The following is a 16,312-nucleotide window of genomic DNA, read 5'->3' on the forward strand; positions in this document are numbered from 1 at the left end:
AGAATGAAGGGCTATTGGTTACGCCGACAGTTTTCGCATTGTGTAGCCGATAGGAAGCTTCTCAAGTCCGCCCACAAAGTTGGCCTCGGTCCACGCTAAACTGCCGTCAAGGCGTATAGTATCTATTCTCCGAAGCAACTCCTGATAAAGAGCTCGCATTTCCATTTTTGCAAGGTGCATGCCCAGACAAAGATGCGCACCATACCCAAATGCCAGATGGCGGTTGGGTGACCGGTCCACTTTAAACAGGAATGGATCCTCGAAGATTGCTTCATCACGATTTGCCGACGGATAACACATCATGAGAGAATCGCCGGCCCGAATTTGTCGACCACGCAACACGTAGTCCTGCTGCGCCGTGCGGAAGAAATGCTTAACAGGACTAACCCAGCGCAACATTTCATCTATGGCGCTACTGAGCAATGTTGGCGCGGACTTCAGCTTGTCGAATTCAGCGGGGTTCTGAATTAGCGCGAGAAGTCCTCCAGACGTTGTAGAACTGGTAGTGTCATGGCCAGCTGTCGCAATGATGATAAAGTATGCTATCGCGTTAGCCGCCTCAATTGGCTCCCCCGAGATCCTACTGTTAGCAATCACGGTAGTTAGATCGTCGCACGGCCGCTCGCGACGACTTTTCATCAACCCGTCGAAATACTGCCCGAACTGGCGCGCTGCATCCAACCGAACTTGCGCGTTGGAACGTCCTCGCATTATCCCCGGATCCGAAGATCCAAACAGTTCTTGCGTCAACTTTAACATCAAGGCGTCATCCTCGCGAGGAACTCCGAGGATCATCATAATCACCCGTAGGGGGAACCAGACCGCGATATCCTTGACGAAATCGCAGCCTTCACCAGCCGCCTCCATCTTGTCCACGAACTCTTTCGCAAGAACGGCCAAGCCTTCTTCGAGTTTTTGCAGGTTTTTCGGCATGAACCATGCCTGAGTAAGGGCGCGGTAGGTCCGATGTTCCGGCTCGTCCATACTGACCAGAGTGCGAGCGGCGGCAGCCACGCCTGTGGCACTTTTGACTGCTTGTTCGTCCTCCGTACGTTGAAGAATGAGGCGCGGAGCATTGATGAAAAGTTGATTCTGGCGCTCGATTTCTATGATGTCGTCGTACTTGCTGACCGTCCAGAAAGGACTGTAATTGGTCGGCTCGGTCCAATGAACGGGAGCTTCACGCCGAAGGTTTCGAAACAGCTCGTCATACATGCCCTGGTTGGCGTACGTACTTGTCGCAACAATGGCGTTGTCAACGCTACTATCCATGCCTTCATCCCCCACGCCGAGTTTTCTGACGGCGCGAGAGCGGACGCGCATGTCGACTTGGCTGTTATAGACAGCCTCTAAGCTGCCTGTTTCCGTGTCATTGTCTAAGATTGTATTTCGCTGAGCTGAGACGCGTTTTGTATTTGAAACCGTTGCGCCCTGGCTGCGATCAATGCACCATTAAATTGATGCACTTGCACAACCGTTTCGGCTTCAACAAGAAGCGACCCAACCGGAAGCCGGCGTCGGCACGCTACCATTCCTGGTTGTTGTCGCGGTGACGCAAGGCACAGGAGAGCGAGACGCGACATGCAGCGGTCTGCGGCGCGTCTTGACGTTCGCGGCGTTCCGTTCGCTTAAATTACGTGAGGCGAATCCGGACGGCAACCTATCAGAGTGGTATGTTGATTGACTTGCGTTTTTCGCCCCACGTTTACACGGCACTAGCGAAGCGACCTAGCTCGTCGTCGCGTGCTCGCGAGATCATCTAGCCACCACAGCGGAGTGTCCGTGCGGAAGCTCGAGTTAGAAGGGCGATCTCACCTTTACGCGGCCGCGCGCTCATCACCGGCTTGATCAATCCACTAGCTTATTATTCCGCCGCCGTCGATTATGAGGCTTTGACCATTGACGAACGCACCCGCCTTAGCAGCGAGGAAGATGGCAGCGCCTGCGACCTCATCCGGCGTCCCGATACGCCCCATGGGTGAACGCGCCTCACTCCTCTTTAGGGCTTCCGGATCGTCCCAAACCGCCTTAGCGAAATCCGTTTTGATAAGTCCTGGAGCAATGCAATTTACTCGGATGTTGTGTCTTCCGTACTCGACCGCCAGGTTGCGGGCCAGCTGCAGATCGGCCGCCTTGGAGATGCAGTAAGCACCGATCATAGGTGATCCTTTAACTCCACCGACTGAAGATATGATAATGATCGAACCATCCAACCGCTCTATCATCTGAGGCACTGCGAAGCTGATCAACCAATTGTTCGCAATGATATTGTTCTCAAGAATCTTCCGGAATTGGTCGTCGCCAATTCCGGCGAGCGGACCGTAGTATGGATTCGAGGCCGCATTGCATACCAATATGTCGATCTTTCCTAACCGCTCCGTCGTTTGGTCGACAAGGTTCTTCAAGTCGTCCTTATTCGAAATATTGCATGCGATCGAAATCGCCCTTCCCGCTCCAAACTTGGTGTTGATCGCGGCGGCAACCTCTTCGCATGGCGGCAGTTTTCGCGAGGACACCACGACCGTGGCGCCGTGCTCAGCCATCCGCTCTGCAATCGCTCGGCCGATCCCGCGCGACGAACCAGTGATAACTGCGACTTTGTCCTTGAGATCAAACAACTCTTGCATGGATCTTCCCATCGAAATTACGTCGGGCCAGGTTGGCTAGGCGTGAATTGAGGTGGCTTGCACGGCGGCGGCGCTGCAAAGGCCCGCTGCATACTTTCGGCCCTGAGCTCCAGGTTAAGTTCCACCGGATACAAAGGGATTGGCACGACGGGGGCCCCTTCTCTCCGTTTGGCGGAAGGCCTGTTGAGTTTCTGCAACTCATCTTATGGCGCCTGCCGCTCGCAGCGTTTCGATCCGGGAAGCGCCAAACCCAAGACTGGCAAGAGTAGAATCAGTTTCCAGCAAGGGGTCTTTCGCCGCAGTCGGTGTCTTGATGTTTCCATCGGAGAAACGCGGAGCCGGCGCGGGCTGAAGCTGACCTTCAACCCTCACAAACGTCTTCCTGGCGACATTGTGCGGATGATCAGGCGCTTCGCTGATTGTAAGTATTGGGGCAAAGCAAACGTCTGCGCCCTCCAAGAGTTCGCACCATGCATCGCGCGTCCTCGTAAGAAAGACAGCCTCCATTCTTGATCTGAGACTAGCCCAGCACGATCTATCCATTTGTGCATTCAAATCTGTATCGTCAGCCAACCCGAGCTTTTCAAGCAAAAGCTGATAGAACTGACGCTCGATGGCACCGATCGCGACGAATTTGCCGTCTGAACATTCGTAGGTACCGTAGAAGGGCGCACCACCGTCCAGTAGATTGGTGCCCTGCTCATCGTTCCATCGACCACTTCCGCGAAATTGCCAGATTATTGACGACAGGAGGGCCGAGCCGTCTGTCATTGCCGCATCAACCACCTGCCCACGCCCAGTCCTGTCAGCCGCAAGCAGTGCAGCCAACATGCCGAAGGCCAGCAGCATTCCGCCTCCGCCGAAATCTCCTATGTAGTTGACCGGAACTACAGGCTTTTGACCGGGATTTCCGATGGAATGCAGAACACCGGTTAAGGCCTGTTTACAGACAGGATTCCCAAATCAGTAGAAAATTGATTCAAGGCTGAAAATTGGAGATCAGCCTTGATTCGATTGATGTTGAGCGATGCGCAGTGGGAGCGGATTGCGCCGGAATTGTCTGGCAAAGCCGGTGATCCCGGCGGCACCGGGCGTAACAACCGGCTCTTTATCGAAGCAGTTCTTTGGATTGCGCGCACGGGCTCGCCGTGGCGAGATCTGCCGGAAGCGTTCGGCAAGTGGTTCACAGTGTATACGCGCTTCTGGCGCTGGGCGCAGAAGGGGGTCTGGGAGCGGGTCTTCAAAGCTCTCTGTGACGATCCCGATTTCGAATATGTCCTGATCGACGGCACACTCGTCCGGGTCCACCAACATGGCACCGGGGCAAAAGGGGGACTCAAAATCAGGCCATAGGCCGCTCGCGTGGTGGCCTGACTACCAAAATCATGGCTCTGGTCGACGCACTCGGCAATCTCATTCGCTTCACCCTGCTGCCCGGCCAGCGTCACGACAGCATTGGCGTCGAGCCTTTGATCACTGGCCTCGATTTTGAAGCGCTGATCGGCGACAAGGCCTTCGATAATAACTGGCTGCGCGCCAATCTGAACCAACGCGGCGCCGCAGCGGTCATCCCGTCCAAGGCCGACCGCGCCGGGCGCATCCCGCACGACGCCGAAATGTACAAATGGCGCCACCTGGTCGAGAACTTCTTCTGCCAGCTCAAGGCATTCCGCCGCATCGCAACTCGCTACGAAAAGACAGACGCCTGCTTTGCCGGCCTCCTCAATCTCGTCGCGGCTTTCCTCGCAAACTAGCGACTGTAAACAGGCCTTAGTCCGATATAATTGATGTCGTGTCCGGCTGCGCCGGACATCGGCCCCGATTGGCCCCAGCCGGTCATCCTGCCGTAAACCAGTTTCGGATTGCTCTTGAGGAGAGTGCCTGGCCCAAGCCCCAGTCTCTCCATGACGCCGGGACGGTACCCCTCGATAAGGCCATTGGCTTGCCGACAGAGCTCTAGAACTAATTCCAACCCCGCGGGCCGCCTGATATCCACGCACATCGTTCGACGCGAGCGCGCAAGTACATCGAAGCGGTCGAACTTTGCCCCAGGCCGCTCGATGCGAACAACTTCTGCGCCATGATCTGCGAGCATCATACCGCAAAACGGGGCCGGCCCGACCCCGCCGAATTCGATGATCCGAAGACCCGAAAGAGGACCAGACAATTCGTCGACTCCTACTTTTGATTTCGCGGCTTCAATGATCAGTGCCGCAGTTGCCGTAGCTCGGCCGTCGGTCGGCCGCTCAACGGCAATCCGCCACGTTAGGTCTAGTACACTGTACTACTTCAATCAAGCTCCGGTGCGCGAGCGCTGCACAATTGTGGCAAGTTAGACGCCGCCCCTTCTAGCCGCGGCGCTTGCTTGGCCGGGCACCCGCAGTCTTCAGCTTCGCTCTAGAGCGTGATTCTTTGCCCTCATCGACGAAAAGCGGCTTCCGATCCGCATCGTAAGGCGGACGCAGCACCGCCACGCAAGCGTCGATCAGCGTTTCTACGATGGTTGGCGATCGCCAAATCTTGCGTGCGCGCTCGACAATCGGGTCGGGAGAAATCTCGGCTGCGCGCTCCCTTGCTGAAATGCTGTAGCCGATCATCTGCATCATACAGAGCACGCGCTCGTTGAGCAGGTCGCGGGGAAGGTCGGGGCGAATTCGGCGTATGTGCGCCAAGCACCCCTTGTAGCCGACATCCAGCTGGCCCGAAATGACCTTTGCGTAGACTTTACGATGGCTCGCAGCCACTTCCGCAAAGAAGCGCGCGTAGGTTTGGCCGTCTTCGTTAACTTCGCCCTCTGCGTTGATACAGGAGTAAACGATAAGCTCTATGACCTCACGCAGTGTAGGGGTTCGCCCACCGGCCTCGAGTACGGCAAGGCCTGCCTGTCGGCGCTCGTCGATCACCCGGGCGCCGTCGGCCAGAATTTCTTCGAGCAAGGCCTCTTTCGACGAAAAATAATAGCCTATGCCGCCAACATGACGCTGACCGGCCGCTGCCAAGATCTTTCGGACCGAGACATGCTCAAAGCCCTGCTCAACGAACAACCGCCGCGCAGCCCGCTTTATTCGTTCACGGGCCGGCAGCGACTTGGGACTAATCATTTTTCTTTCTAGCCGCTTAATTTTTGCCTCCCAAATTTCAGTACAGTGTACTACCCATTGGCCCAAGCGCTTGAAGCGGAGGCACCTATGACCGGCACATTATCGGAAAGAAACGACAGCGATACTAGTCGGGGCGTTCCGGTCGATCTCGTCGTTCTGGCTGAATGGATGGACTCGCAAGGATTGGGTTCCGGTGCCATCAGTAACGTTCGGAGTCTGGCCGGAGGCACGCAAAATCTCATGCTGGCGTTTGACCGTGCGGGTGATCGATTTGTGCTTCGCATGCCGCCTATCCATGGGATGGCAAACGGCGGCACTACGATGCGGAAAGAAATCCAAGTTTTGAGTGCGCTTGCTCAGACCGAAGTACCACATCCACGGCTGCTCTGCGGATGCGAAGATGCGACGGTCCTTGGAAACATATTCTATCTCATGGCGCTCGTGGACGGGTTCAACGCCGCCGTATCGATGCCGGATCTTCATGCGAACAACGCGAGCATTCGACGTCAGATGGGCTTCTCGTTAGTCGATGGCATAGTTGCCTTGTCCTCCGTAGATTACGAGAACGTCGGCCTGAAAGGGCTTGGACGCCCTGACGGTTTTTTGCAGCGTCAAGTTCCACGTTGGCTCGGGCAACTCGACTCATACGCGAAATTCGAGGGCTGGCCGGGAGGAAGCCTGCCGAACGTCGACCACATTGCGAACTGGCTTGAGAGAAATCTTCCCTCTAACTTCGTTCCAGGGATTATGCACGGCGACTACCACTTATCAAACGTGATGTTTAGGCGCGACAGCGCTGAGCTGTCCGCGATCATCGACTGGGAAATGACGACGATCGGCGATCCTCTACTAGATCTCGGCTGGATGGTTGCGGTTCGACCCGAAAATGACAATCCAGTGAGCAAGCATGAAGCCGCATGGCGCGGCCTGCCCGATAGCAAAGAACTTATCGCTCACTATCGTTCGCGCAGTGAGCGCGATCTTTCTGCCATAGATTGGTATGTCGTATTGGCCTGCTTCAAGCTTGGAATCGTTCTGGAAGGCACCTTTGCGCGGGCTTGTTCTGGACGCGCGAATAGGGCAACAGGCGAGATGCTTCATGGAAAGGCCGTAGGCCTACTCCAGCGCGCGGGAGGACTTTGCGGAATAGCTTGATCGCGATGGCGTTGGCTCACCCGACGACTGACACAGCAAACGAAGCAGCCCACGTCGTCAGATTTGGCTGTCCGGCGCAAGCGTGCAACGCTGGCCGTGCCCCATCAGGTCTTGCCTGCTGCGAGCACGGCCGTCGTACTACATGCAAAGTCGCAGCAGGACCGCGTCCTCGAGCTTAAGGCCCAATCAAAAGAGGTCGCCTCCCGCGGCGCGAGCCGTAGTTCCATCGGCTGTGAAAGCCTTGATAACGTTTCTACCCGTGGTCCATTTGTGCACTTCGTCGGGCCCGTCAACAATGCGCTGCATGCGCGCTTGCGTGTACCAGCGAGCAAGGGGGGTATCCTGACTGTAGCCTAGCGCGCCGTGGATTTGGATAGCGGTATCGACGACCTTGTGGACCATCTTCGCGAGAAACAACTTTGCGATACCATTCTCCTGCCGAATATCCATCCCTCGTTCGGCTTTGTATGCAATGTGAAGAATCATTAAGCGGGCGATGTACAGCTCACTCGCGCAATCGGCGAGCATGAACTGGATGGCTTGCCTATCGGAGAGCCGTCGACCAAATGTCGAACGCTCGCAGGCGCGCGCCGCGGCCATGTCGAGCGCACGCTGAGCGATGGCTACATTGTGCGTTCCATGGCGAAGTCGTCCGTAAGCCAGACGAAACTGGCCCATTTCGAATCCGTTACCTTCACCTCCAACAATATGGTCGGCGGAAACGACCAGATCATTAATTTCGACTTCCGCATGACCTACATAGACCAGCTGCGATAGCGCGGTCTGCAATTCCATTGTTTGCACGTCGCGCTTCACGCGAAATCCTGGATTCGGAAGGTCGACCAGAAAGGTAGAGAATTGCTTGTGTCGCGGCGCGTCGGGATTCGTCTTCGCCATAATCATAGCTATGTCAGCGCCCGAAGCCCCGCTGATGAACCACTTTTCGCCGTTCAGAACGTAACTTCCGTCAGCGCGTTTCGTAGCGACCGTTTGCATGCCGGTGGCATCTGCGCCGGCCGCCTTCTCGGTCATCGCAAAGCAAATTCGTTTTTCGCCGCGAAGTATCGGCTGCAGGAAATGGCTCTTTTGATACTCGGTCCCCTTATTCAGGATTGTCAATGTCGAAGCGTCGTCGGGACCTTGCGAATTGGTTGAGAGAGCGCCAAACGGGCTTTGAAATAACTCCATCTGTACGAGAGCATTCGCCAGCGGCTTCAGTCCCATTCCGCCGACTTCCTTGGGCAGAAACGGCATCCAGAGCCCGCGATCCCTGGCCTTTGCACGCAGTTCGTTGATGAGGTCCTTGAATGGTGCCCCCGCCAGGACGCGCTGCTCCGCAGGTTTGCATTCTTCGTTGACCCATTTGCGAATATCTAAGCGAACAGCCTCCACATCTGCTGGTATCTCAAAATCAATCGCCATCCTTGCCTCGCCTGAAGGGTTCGCAAATTGTTCTTATCGCAGCGGAATGCATGCGACGCCGCGCGTTAGACTCACGTCTTCCTCTAGTCTCGCGTCAGTTCCCTGAATTCCGTCGAGCCATCCATGACAAATCCGTCCGTACGGCTAGATCGCGGCGCAGCAACTATTGTAACCGATCGATGCTCCTGATAGTACAGTGTACTACCTTTTGCAACATTGCAAAACTGGTGATCGATGACGACCATCAACACCGTGTGCGGGGTCATGGATTCCGCGGATCTTGGACGAACGCTCATCCACGAGCACGTCATGGTCGGCTTTCCAGGGTGGTATCTCGACCCGAGACGGCCGCGATTTGAGCGAGGTGATGCGATGAATCGCGTCGTGGATGCCTTTCAAATGCTGCACGAATTTGGTGTGCGCACGGTGGTGGATCCCTGCCCCATGGACATGGGAAGAAATGTCGAGTTTTGCGCAGAGGTTTCGCAACGCTCTGGTATCAATCTGATCTGTGCCACCGGACTGTATACTGAGGCTGCCGGTGAACCGTTTATCTTTCGCCCCATGTCGGTAGATGAGATCACCGATATTTACGTTCAAGAACTGGAAGATGGCATCGCAAACAGTGGCATCCGTCCAGGCATTATAAAGATCGCTACGGGCGATGGCTTTGTATCCGAGTTCGAGCGCAAGGTTTTGACCGCGGCTGGCCGAGCGGCCCGCATTGCGGGCGTGCCGGTGTTGTCGCACACGGAGAACTGTTCTTGCGGCCATGATCAGATTGATATCATCACCGGGGAAGGTGTTGCCGCGGACCGTCTTCTCGTTGGCCACAGCGATGGTCGCGACGACCTCGACTATCAACGCTCGATCGCCGAGCGCGGAGCCTATGTCGGGTTTGACCGATTCGGCCTTGACCGCCTGATTTCCGACGATGTCCGCATGAAGAACCTTAAGCTGCTTGTTGATGCGGGGCATCGAGATCGAGTGATGGTATCGCACGACAACGTAGAGTGTTTGCTGGGAGGCTTGCCTGGAAATGTTCGGGTTAATGCCTTACGGGACATCTATCCGAACTCCCGAATGACCCATCTTTTCGAGAATGTCTTTCCGCGGCTCATTGAGCTGGGTGTAGCCGCGGGGGATCTCGACTTCATACTGCACGACAACCCAAAGCGCTTCTTTGAATCCTCTTCGGAGTAAAACCGCGCATTGATTCGTCCGAAGCCACAATCGCGATCCGCAGAACAATGAAATCCACGCTTGCCGGCATTGGCAACAACAATTCTTCGGGGGATACAGATGGCCACAATTTTTCAGGCAGGGCACACGTACGAGCTGACAGATATTAAGGCGAACGGTGCTCGCGCAGCGACCGGCCTGAAGTCGATTGGAATCAGCGCTGGCGATGGTGTCGCGATCATGTTGCGGAACGATGTTTCATTTCTGGAAGTTTCCGCTGCGACGGGACAGCTTGGGGCCTATATCGTCGCCTTGAACTGGCACTTCACCGCGAACGAGGCACAATTCATTCTGGAGGACAGCAAAGCCAGCGTCCTCGTCGTTCACGCCGATCTGCTGATCGAAATCCGAGAGATTATCCCGGTGGGGGTGACGGTGCTTGTGGTGGAAACGCCTCCCGAAATCCGCATGCAATACGGCATCGATGACGCAATCTCGGCAGTCCCCACTAACACTTTGAATTGGAGCAAATGGCTTTCAGGGTTTGCGCCGATGGAGGGACCACCGAAGCCCAGATTGAGCGCCATGATCTATACGTCAGGGACGACAGGTCGTCCGAAGGGCGTTCGGCGCGCACCACCTACCGCTGAACAGAGTCAGGTGCACGCACGGATGCTGGCCAAGTCTTATGGATATACCGACTACCTCGATCGGCCGGAATCGATCAGTACGGCAATTGTTGCTCCAATTTATCACGCTGCCCCCAACGGACATGCGACTTTCTCTCTGCGGATCGGCGCGAACATCGCGATCATGCCGAAATTTGATCCGGAAGGGCTCCTGAAACTAATTGAGGAACGGCGGATCACGCATCTCAATATGGCACCGATCATGTTCAATCGTCTACTGAAGCTTTCGGAAAGCGTGAAATCCAAATACGATTTGTCTTCCTTAAGTTTCGTAGTCCATGCAGCGGCTCCGATCTCTCCCGCAATCAAAAAGGCCATGATCGATTGGTGGGGGCCGGTCATATACGAGTATTACGGCTCCAGCGAAATGGGCAACGTAACGTTCTGCAACACCGAGGAATGGCTGGCGCACGTCGGTACCGTAGGACGCCCGATGCCCGACACCGAGCTCCGAATAGTGGGAACAGATGGGATTGAGTTGCCGACGGGCGAGATTGGGCAGGTGACCGCACGCATCCAGGGGGCAAGTTCAGTCGAATATTACAACAGCTCGTCGACCCCCTATTGCGCACCTGGTTTCATCGCATCTGGAGACGTTGGTTATGTCGACGAACAGGGATTTCTCTATCTTTGTGACAGGGCGACAGACATGATCATCTCCGGTGGGGTCAATATCTATCCTGCCGAGATAGAGGCGGCGCTGCATGCGATTCCCGAGATTGCTGATTGTGCTGTATTTGGCGTCCCGGATGAAGAATACGGAGAATCGGTCGCTGCGGCGATACAGCTTCAGCCAGGAGCATCGCTGAATGCCGACGATATTCGTCGTTGTCTGCGAAAGAGCATCGCAGGATTCAAGGTGCCTCGCCAGATCTCTTTCGAGGATCTATTGCCGAGAGAGGATTCTGGAAAGATTTTCAAGCGGAAGCTCCGCGATCCCTATTGGGTAGGCGCGAACCGTCAAATCTAAACCCACGAGAAACTTAAAGCATCGTTTCCGAGTTGGAGAACGGCTAACTACCAACATCCTCTAGGCTCGGGGGGATGCGATCCTGCGAGGCAGCAAGAATGTCCCGTCGCTCAGGCACCGGAGTATTTCTGATTGACGGATTAATTGTAGACGCCGTTCATGCCGTGTGGACTCGGCAACGCCGAAAGGGGGTCGCTAACGCAGCTACACGCCTCACACGTTTCGGTTCTGAAGGCGATCGCCGAGCGAAAAGAGCTCAAACTTCACATGCCTGCGACGCTGTTTGGTCCACATCGGCGCTGTATGCGGGACACGATCTCGCGGTCAGCAGGATGATACTCGATCGAGTTGGTGCGGTGGCGGCATAACGACTGTCAATGCGCTCGAAAAGGACAGTTGAGGGACTCTCCAACAATCAGCCGCAAGACTAGTCGCCTTATCATAGCAAGGCAGTCTTAGCAGATACGACAATCATATTGGACTTGATCTTCGGGAGCTTGACATAATTTTTCCTGCAACATGCACTCACTCTAACTCTATCCGCTAAGGTCGCGAATTTCACGGCGTCACGTCTTGGCTAAGAGAATAGATCTGAGCGATCCGCGAAACCGCAACTGCTCCTCCGAGCAAATGCATCATCAGGCACCCCGATCGTTGTCGAGGCGCAGTTTGCAAGCAACAAGAAGCTCACCAGCGCCTATGCCGATCGGTACCGAATATGAGGAAGCGTACATAAGTTCGACATCACGGCTGGACGGAGGCTCCAATACGACTTTGACCGTTTTGGCGATTTCAAGCGCAATGAAGTCGAGCCGATCGATCTTATCTCGGCAGCGCCTTGATACGGACAATTCAAATCGCAATGCGCTCGCGTATCCAAATCACGGCTGCGTCAACGAACGCAGTTCGAGCCGACGCCCCTTGGATCCAAGTAAAGCTAAAGGTTATTGGCCGGCTAAACCCACACCACGCGCAGCCCCCGCGAGACTTCGCCTCTCTGTTAGTACAGCGCGTTCCGCGGCACACGCCAGAGGATTAATGAACGCAGACTTGCGCACGCCCGCGCAGGCGACTCAAGAGTGACGGGAGAGACCGACCGCACGCGGCACATGCAACGTTATTCTAGCGGGCCGTACCATGGTCTAAGGGCTGGGATCACGTCACCTGGCGCAGAGACGTTCATAGAACCGTGGTCGAAATCGGCGGCAAGGGAGAGCCATATGAACACCGAGCAGCAGCTGTACCACATCGTAATCCATGCAAAGGAAACTCCGGATCGGCCTGCGTTTGTAATGGCGGCGACTGGCGAGAAGATCAGCTATTTCGAACTGAACAGCCGCTCGCGTAAGCTCGCACGATATTTGAACGAACAGGGTGTTGTTCCAGGCGACCATCTAGCCGTGATGATGAACAACAACGAGGACTTTTTGGTCGTTTGCTGGGCCGCCCAGCGTTTGGGGCTGATCTACACGCCGATCAATTGGCACCTTGCCTCGAGCGAGGTCGCTTATATCGTGCAAAACTGCGAAGCAAAAGTTCTTGTTGTTTCAGAGGACGTCCGCCAGGTTGCCGAGGCAATTTCGAACGACATTCCAGGCGTAACTGTCGCCCTGACGCATGGACCGGCTTTCGGTGGCTTTCGCAATATCGGAGAGGTCATCAATCACACCCCCGATGGTCCGGACATTGGTCTCTTGGAGGGCGAATGCATGTTCTATTCGTCCGGCACGACAGGCCGTCCGAAAGGCATCGTCAGGATGCAAAGCGGCGAGCTTTCATGGGGACAGCAGCCCCCCATCAGTCAATTCTTGCGCTCGTTCTACGGGTTCGATCGTGACACTGTCTATCTGGTCCCTGCCCCACTCTATCACGCGGCGGGACTCTCATGGAGCATGAACGTGCTGCGCGCCGGCGGCACGGTGATAGTCGTTGATAGGTTCGATTCGCGCGACACCCTCCGCCTGATCGAAACTTACAAGGTTACGCATGCCCAGTTTGTTCCGACGATGTTCGTTCGAATGCTGCGACTGCCGGAAGCCGAGAGGACGCAATTTGACACCTCCAGTCTTCGGGTCGTGGTCCATGCGGCGGCGCCTTGTCCGCCCGAGATTAAGCGAGAGATGATCGAATGGCTGGGACCCATCGTCCATGAGTACTACGCTGGGAGCGAGAGCAACGGGCTGACTGCCGTCGACACGCAAGCATGGCTCAGCCATCCCGGCACGGTGGGCCGTCCCGTTTTTGGCAAAGTTCATATCGTGAGCGAGGATGGCGACGAATTGCCCGCCGGAGAAGTCGGCACGATCTATTTCAGTGGGGGCGGTCGGTACACATATTTTAATGACCCCGAAAAAACCGCATCATCGCACAACGCGCGGGGTTGGAGCACGATGGGAGACATCGGATACGTCGATACGGACGGATTTCTATACCTGTCTGACCGGCGCACGGATTTAATACTGTCGGGTGGTGTGAACATCTATCCGCGAGAGATCGAAGATACCCTGATCCAACACCCCTCTGTGCTTGATGTCGCTGTGATTGGCGTCCCAAATCACGAATTCGGACAAGACGTCAAAGCCGTAGTGCAACTAAGGAGCGGTATAGAGGAAAGCAGCGCACTCGGTACCGAAATGATCGCCTTTTGTCGCGCACGTATTGCATCCTACAAATGTCCCAAGACTGTTGACTTCGCGGTACTCCCTCGATTGCCGAACGGAAAGATGCTGAAGCGGGAGTTGCGGGACCGTTACATCAAGGCCGCAGGCACGGCCGAGAAGCCTACGGCAAGCTGACTGATAAGATTTTCGAGAGCAGTCGGCATTCCTGTATATTCTGAAAGGACCGGCAGTTACATGCGCGCAGTTGTTTGCGAACAATTCGGTAGCCCTGATGTTTTGAGAGTGCGGGATCTCCCGGTACCTGGGCCTGGTCCCGGTCAAGTACGAATACGGTTGCATGCCGCCGGCATCAATTTTCCCGACGGATTGATGGTCGCGGGCCGCTATCAAGCGAAGCTTGAGCCGCCGTTTGTCCCTGGAGGAGAAGGTGCGGGGATTGTCGATGCTCTCGGAGAGGGCGTTAGGGCATTCAAGCCTGGGGACCGGGTAGTCGCCTTTGTCAGAGGGGCGTACGCTGAGCAGGTGATTGTAAATGCAGGCCGGGCGCTGCATCTGCCAGCGTCGGTCGGATTTGATGTTGCGGCGGCCTTCACCGTAACATACGGAACGACGATCCATGCTTTGCGCACTCGAGCACGGCTTCTTCCGGGTGAGACCTTGCTCGTGTTGGGTGCCGGTGGTGGAGTAGGCAGCGCGGCAGTCGAGCTGGGAAAGCTCCTTGGAGCACGCGTAATCGCTGCAGCTTCTAGCGCCGAGAAGCTCCATGTGGCGGCGCGTTGCGGTGCGGATCATCTGATAAATTATCGCACGTGCGATCTCCGCCAAGAGATAAAGAAACTCTGCGGGACCAAGGGAGTCGACGTCGTCTATGATCCAGTTGGCGGCGACTTGTCGGAGCCGGCTTTCCGCTCACTCGGATGGAGCGGGCGGTTTCTAGTAATTGGTTTCGCGGCCGGGCGGATTCCCAGCTTGCCCCTTAATTTGCCATTGCTAAAGGGGGCTTCGGCGATTGGGGTTTTTTGGGGGGCTTCTGTCGAGCAGCAGCCGGAGCAATTCCAAGCTGACATGAAGGATCTCATTGGATGGCTCGCTTGGGGCAAGCTGAAGCCGCACATCGGCGCACGTTATTCTCTTGAGCAAGCTCCACGCGCTATTGCCGACCTGATGGAAGGTCGGGCTACCGGAAAGCTCGTGATCGAAATCGATTAGAAAAGAGGTTGGACCAAGCTCACGTTGCCTTGCGAAGTGACAACGTCGGCATGTCATAGCTCGGAACGCTTCAAACCAAATCTCGCTTCGATACGCAGAAAAACAAGGGCGTCGGACTTCAGGCGCGCTTACTGGGAGAAAACTATGAAACAGGCAAGATCCTTATTGGCGCTTCTCGGCTCATTAAGCATCGGTTGGGGTGTAACCGGCGGCGCCATCGCGCAAACTCCCGGGGTTACAGCAACGGAAATCAGGCTGGGTCAGACCAAGCCCTACAGCGGGCCCGCCTCGGCTTACGGAATTAACGGTAAGGCGGAATCCGCCTACTTCCAGATGATCAACGATAAGGGGGGCATCAATGGCCGCAAGGTCAATTTGATTAGTCTAGACGACGCCTACAGCCCACCCAAGGCCTTTGAGCAAACGCGCCGCCTCGTCGAGCAAGATGAGGTCGCGGCGATCTTCGGAACACTGGGTTCTCCCACGAATACAGCTATCAAAAAATACCTAAACGGGCGCAAGATTCCACAGCTGTTCATCGTGGCCGGGGCATCGGCTTTCGCCGATCCCGAGCACTTTCCCTGGACGATACCGGGCATATGGATCTATTCCGATGAGGCCAAGGTCTACGCTGCGGAAATCGTCAAGAACACACCCCACGCCAAGATCGCCGTTCTATATTCCAACGACGATGCCGGCCGAGACTATGCTGCCGCCTTCAAGGAAGGGCTTGGCGCCAAGGTCAGTCAAGTTGTTAGCGAGCTGAGATATGAATCGACCGACCCGACTGTGGACTCACAGGTGGTCGCTTTGGCTGCGAGTGGCGCTGACGTTTTCTTTTATCAAGCGACTCCCAAGTTCAGCGCGCAAATCCTTAGACGGAAGCATCTGATCGGCTGGAACGCAAAGACCTATATCGCGGCGACGGGAGCTTCCGTCGCGTCGGCTCTAGTGCCCGCGGGAATGGACGCAGCTCAGGGCGTCATCTCAGGCGCTTACCTCAAGGATCCGGACGATCCCCGATGGGCAAACGACCCAGGTTACAAGGAATACATCGCCTTCATGGACAAGTATCTTCCAGGTGCGAACAAGTCAGATAGTCTCTACGTTAGCGGTTTTAACAATGCGCAAGTAATGGCCGAGGTGATTGCAAAATGCGGAAGCGATCTTAGCCGCGAAAACATCTTGAAGCAGGCAACCAGCCTAGATCTCGAAAGGCCGATGCTGCTGCCCGGTATTCGCTTTAAACTCGCGTCTGACGATTATCGTCCGATCAAGAACATTTACTTGCAGGTGTTCAAGGGCGATCGATGGGTGCTCGTGGACTAAAACTGGA

Annotated in this window: 13 protein-coding genes; 7 read left to right on the forward strand and 6 right to left on the reverse strand. The window is 55.7% G+C overall.

Annotated features, from left to right (window positions below):
• Positions 1–18 precede the first annotated feature (18 nt).
• The 3 genes from ACR9YP_RS34880 to ACR9YP_RS34890 form a co-directional block, all read right to left on the reverse strand.
• Positions 19–1,272 carry a cytochrome P450 gene (locus ACR9YP_RS34880; protein ID WP_474218057.1) on the reverse strand — a complete coding sequence of 418 codons (1,254 nt, stop codon included), beginning with the start codon at positions 1,270–1,272 and terminating at the stop codon, positions 19–21.
• A gap of 584 nt (positions 1,273–1,856) precedes the next feature.
• The gene (locus ACR9YP_RS34885) at positions 1,857–2,627 is read right to left on the reverse strand and encodes an SDR family NAD(P)-dependent oxidoreductase (RefSeq protein ID WP_474218058.1); all 771 of its coding nucleotides are present in this window, start codon (positions 2,625–2,627) and stop codon (positions 1,857–1,859) included.
• Positions 2,628–2,825: 198 nt separating this feature from the next.
• A complete protein-coding gene (locus ACR9YP_RS34890; RefSeq protein ID WP_474221164.1) occupies positions 2,826–3,551 on the reverse strand; it encodes a CoA transferase in 726 nt (241 codons plus the stop codon).
• Positions 3,552–3,632: 81 nt separating this feature from the next.
• Here ACR9YP_RS34890 and ACR9YP_RS34895 point away from each other — a divergent pair.
• A protein-coding gene (locus ACR9YP_RS34895; protein ID WP_474217651.1) for an IS5 family transposase occupies positions 3,633–4,381 on the forward strand; the annotation gives its coding sequence in 2 pieces (ribosomal slippage) (positions 3,633–3,963 and positions 3,963–4,381; 750 coding nt in all).
• On the opposite strand, the gene ACR9YP_RS34900 is transcribed toward ACR9YP_RS34895, so the two are convergent.
• A complete protein-coding gene (locus ACR9YP_RS34900; RefSeq protein ID WP_474218059.1) occupies positions 4,378–4,794 on the reverse strand; it encodes a CoA transferase in 417 nt (138 codons plus the stop codon). The two genes, ACR9YP_RS34895 and ACR9YP_RS34900, sit on opposite strands and share 4 nt — an antisense overlap.
• Before the next feature lie 181 nt (positions 4,795–4,975).
• Complete coding sequence (locus ACR9YP_RS34905) at positions 4,976–5,728, reverse strand: TetR/AcrR family transcriptional regulator (protein ID WP_474218060.1); 753 nt, start codon at positions 5,726–5,728, stop codon at positions 4,976–4,978.
• A gap of 87 nt (positions 5,729–5,815) precedes the next feature.
• On the opposite strand from ACR9YP_RS34905, the gene ACR9YP_RS34910 reads away from it, so the two are divergent.
• Positions 5,816–6,883 (forward strand): phosphotransferase family protein, encoded by a 1,068-nt coding sequence (locus tag ACR9YP_RS34910; protein ID WP_474218062.1) that lies wholly within the window; start codon positions 5,816–5,818, stop codon positions 6,881–6,883.
• A 186-nt stretch (positions 6,884–7,069) separates the two neighbouring features.
• On the opposite strand, the gene ACR9YP_RS34915 is transcribed toward ACR9YP_RS34910, so the two are convergent.
• The gene (locus ACR9YP_RS34915; RefSeq protein WP_474218063.1) at positions 7,070–8,305 is read right to left on the reverse strand and encodes an acyl-CoA dehydrogenase family protein; all 1,236 of its coding nucleotides are present in this window, start codon (positions 8,303–8,305) and stop codon (positions 7,070–7,072) included.
• 234 nt (positions 8,306–8,539) lie between these two features.
• Here ACR9YP_RS34915 and ACR9YP_RS34920 point away from each other — a divergent pair, with 234 nt between their 5' ends.
• From ACR9YP_RS34920 to ACR9YP_RS34940, 5 genes are all read left to right on the forward strand, one after another.
• Complete coding sequence (locus ACR9YP_RS34920) at positions 8,540–9,508, forward strand: phosphotriesterase family protein (RefSeq protein WP_474218064.1); 969 nt, start codon at positions 8,540–8,542, stop codon at positions 9,506–9,508.
• A gap of 99 nt (positions 9,509–9,607) precedes the next feature.
• Positions 9,608–11,146 carry an AMP-binding protein gene (locus ACR9YP_RS34925; protein ID WP_474218065.1) on the forward strand — a complete coding sequence of 513 codons (1,539 nt, stop codon included), beginning with the start codon at positions 9,608–9,610 and terminating at the stop codon, positions 11,144–11,146.
• 1,220 nt (positions 11,147–12,366) lie between these two features.
• Complete coding sequence (locus ACR9YP_RS34930) at positions 12,367–13,941, forward strand: AMP-binding protein (RefSeq protein WP_474218066.1); 1,575 nt, start codon at positions 12,367–12,369, stop codon at positions 13,939–13,941.
• A gap of 60 nt (positions 13,942–14,001) precedes the next feature.
• On the forward strand, positions 14,002–14,976 hold the full coding sequence (locus ACR9YP_RS34935) for an NADPH:quinone oxidoreductase family protein (protein ID WP_474218067.1): 975 nt from the start codon (positions 14,002–14,004) through the stop codon (positions 14,974–14,976).
• 144 nt (positions 14,977–15,120) lie between these two features.
• Positions 15,121–16,305: an ABC transporter substrate-binding protein gene (locus ACR9YP_RS34940; protein WP_474218068.1), complete on the forward strand. Its 1,185-nt coding sequence runs from the start codon at positions 15,121–15,123 to the stop codon at positions 16,303–16,305.
• Positions 16,306–16,312: the final 7 nt, after the last annotated feature.

The sequence above is a fragment of the Bradyrhizobium sp. BR14999 genome, assembly GCF_056106085.1.

Excerpts from the sequence above, each read along its gene's own strand:
- ACR9YP_RS34885 (WP_474218058.1), bottom strand. The coding sequence starts at position 2,627 with ATGCAAGAGTTGTTTGATCTCAAGGACAAAGTCGCAGTTATCACTGGT.
- ACR9YP_RS34925 (WP_474218065.1), top strand. The coding sequence starts at position 9,608 with ATGGCCACAATTTTTCAGGCAGGGCACACGTACGAGCTGACAGATATT.
- ACR9YP_RS34910 (WP_474218062.1), top strand. The coding sequence starts at position 5,816 with ATGACCGGCACATTATCGGAAAGAAACGACAGCGATACTAGTCGGGGC.
- ACR9YP_RS34940 (WP_474218068.1), top strand. The coding sequence starts at position 15,121 with ATGAAACAGGCAAGATCCTTATTGGCGCTTCTCGGCTCATTAAGCATC.
- ACR9YP_RS34920 (WP_474218064.1), top strand. The coding sequence starts at position 8,540 with ATGACGACCATCAACACCGTGTGCGGGGTCATGGATTCCGCGGATCTT.
- ACR9YP_RS34915 (WP_474218063.1), bottom strand. The coding sequence starts at position 8,305 with ATGGCGATTGATTTTGAGATACCAGCAGATGTGGAGGCTGTTCGCTTA.
- ACR9YP_RS34935 (WP_474218067.1), top strand. The coding sequence starts at position 14,002 with ATGCGCGCAGTTGTTTGCGAACAATTCGGTAGCCCTGATGTTTTGAGA.
- ACR9YP_RS34930 (WP_474218066.1), top strand. The coding sequence starts at position 12,367 with ATGAACACCGAGCAGCAGCTGTACCACATCGTAATCCATGCAAAGGAA.
- ACR9YP_RS34880 (WP_474218057.1), bottom strand. The coding sequence starts at position 1,272 with ATGGATAGTAGCGTTGACAACGCCATTGTTGCGACAAGTACGTACGCC.
- ACR9YP_RS34905 (WP_474218060.1), bottom strand. The coding sequence starts at position 5,728 with ATGATTAGTCCCAAGTCGCTGCCGGCCCGTGAACGAATAAAGCGGGCT.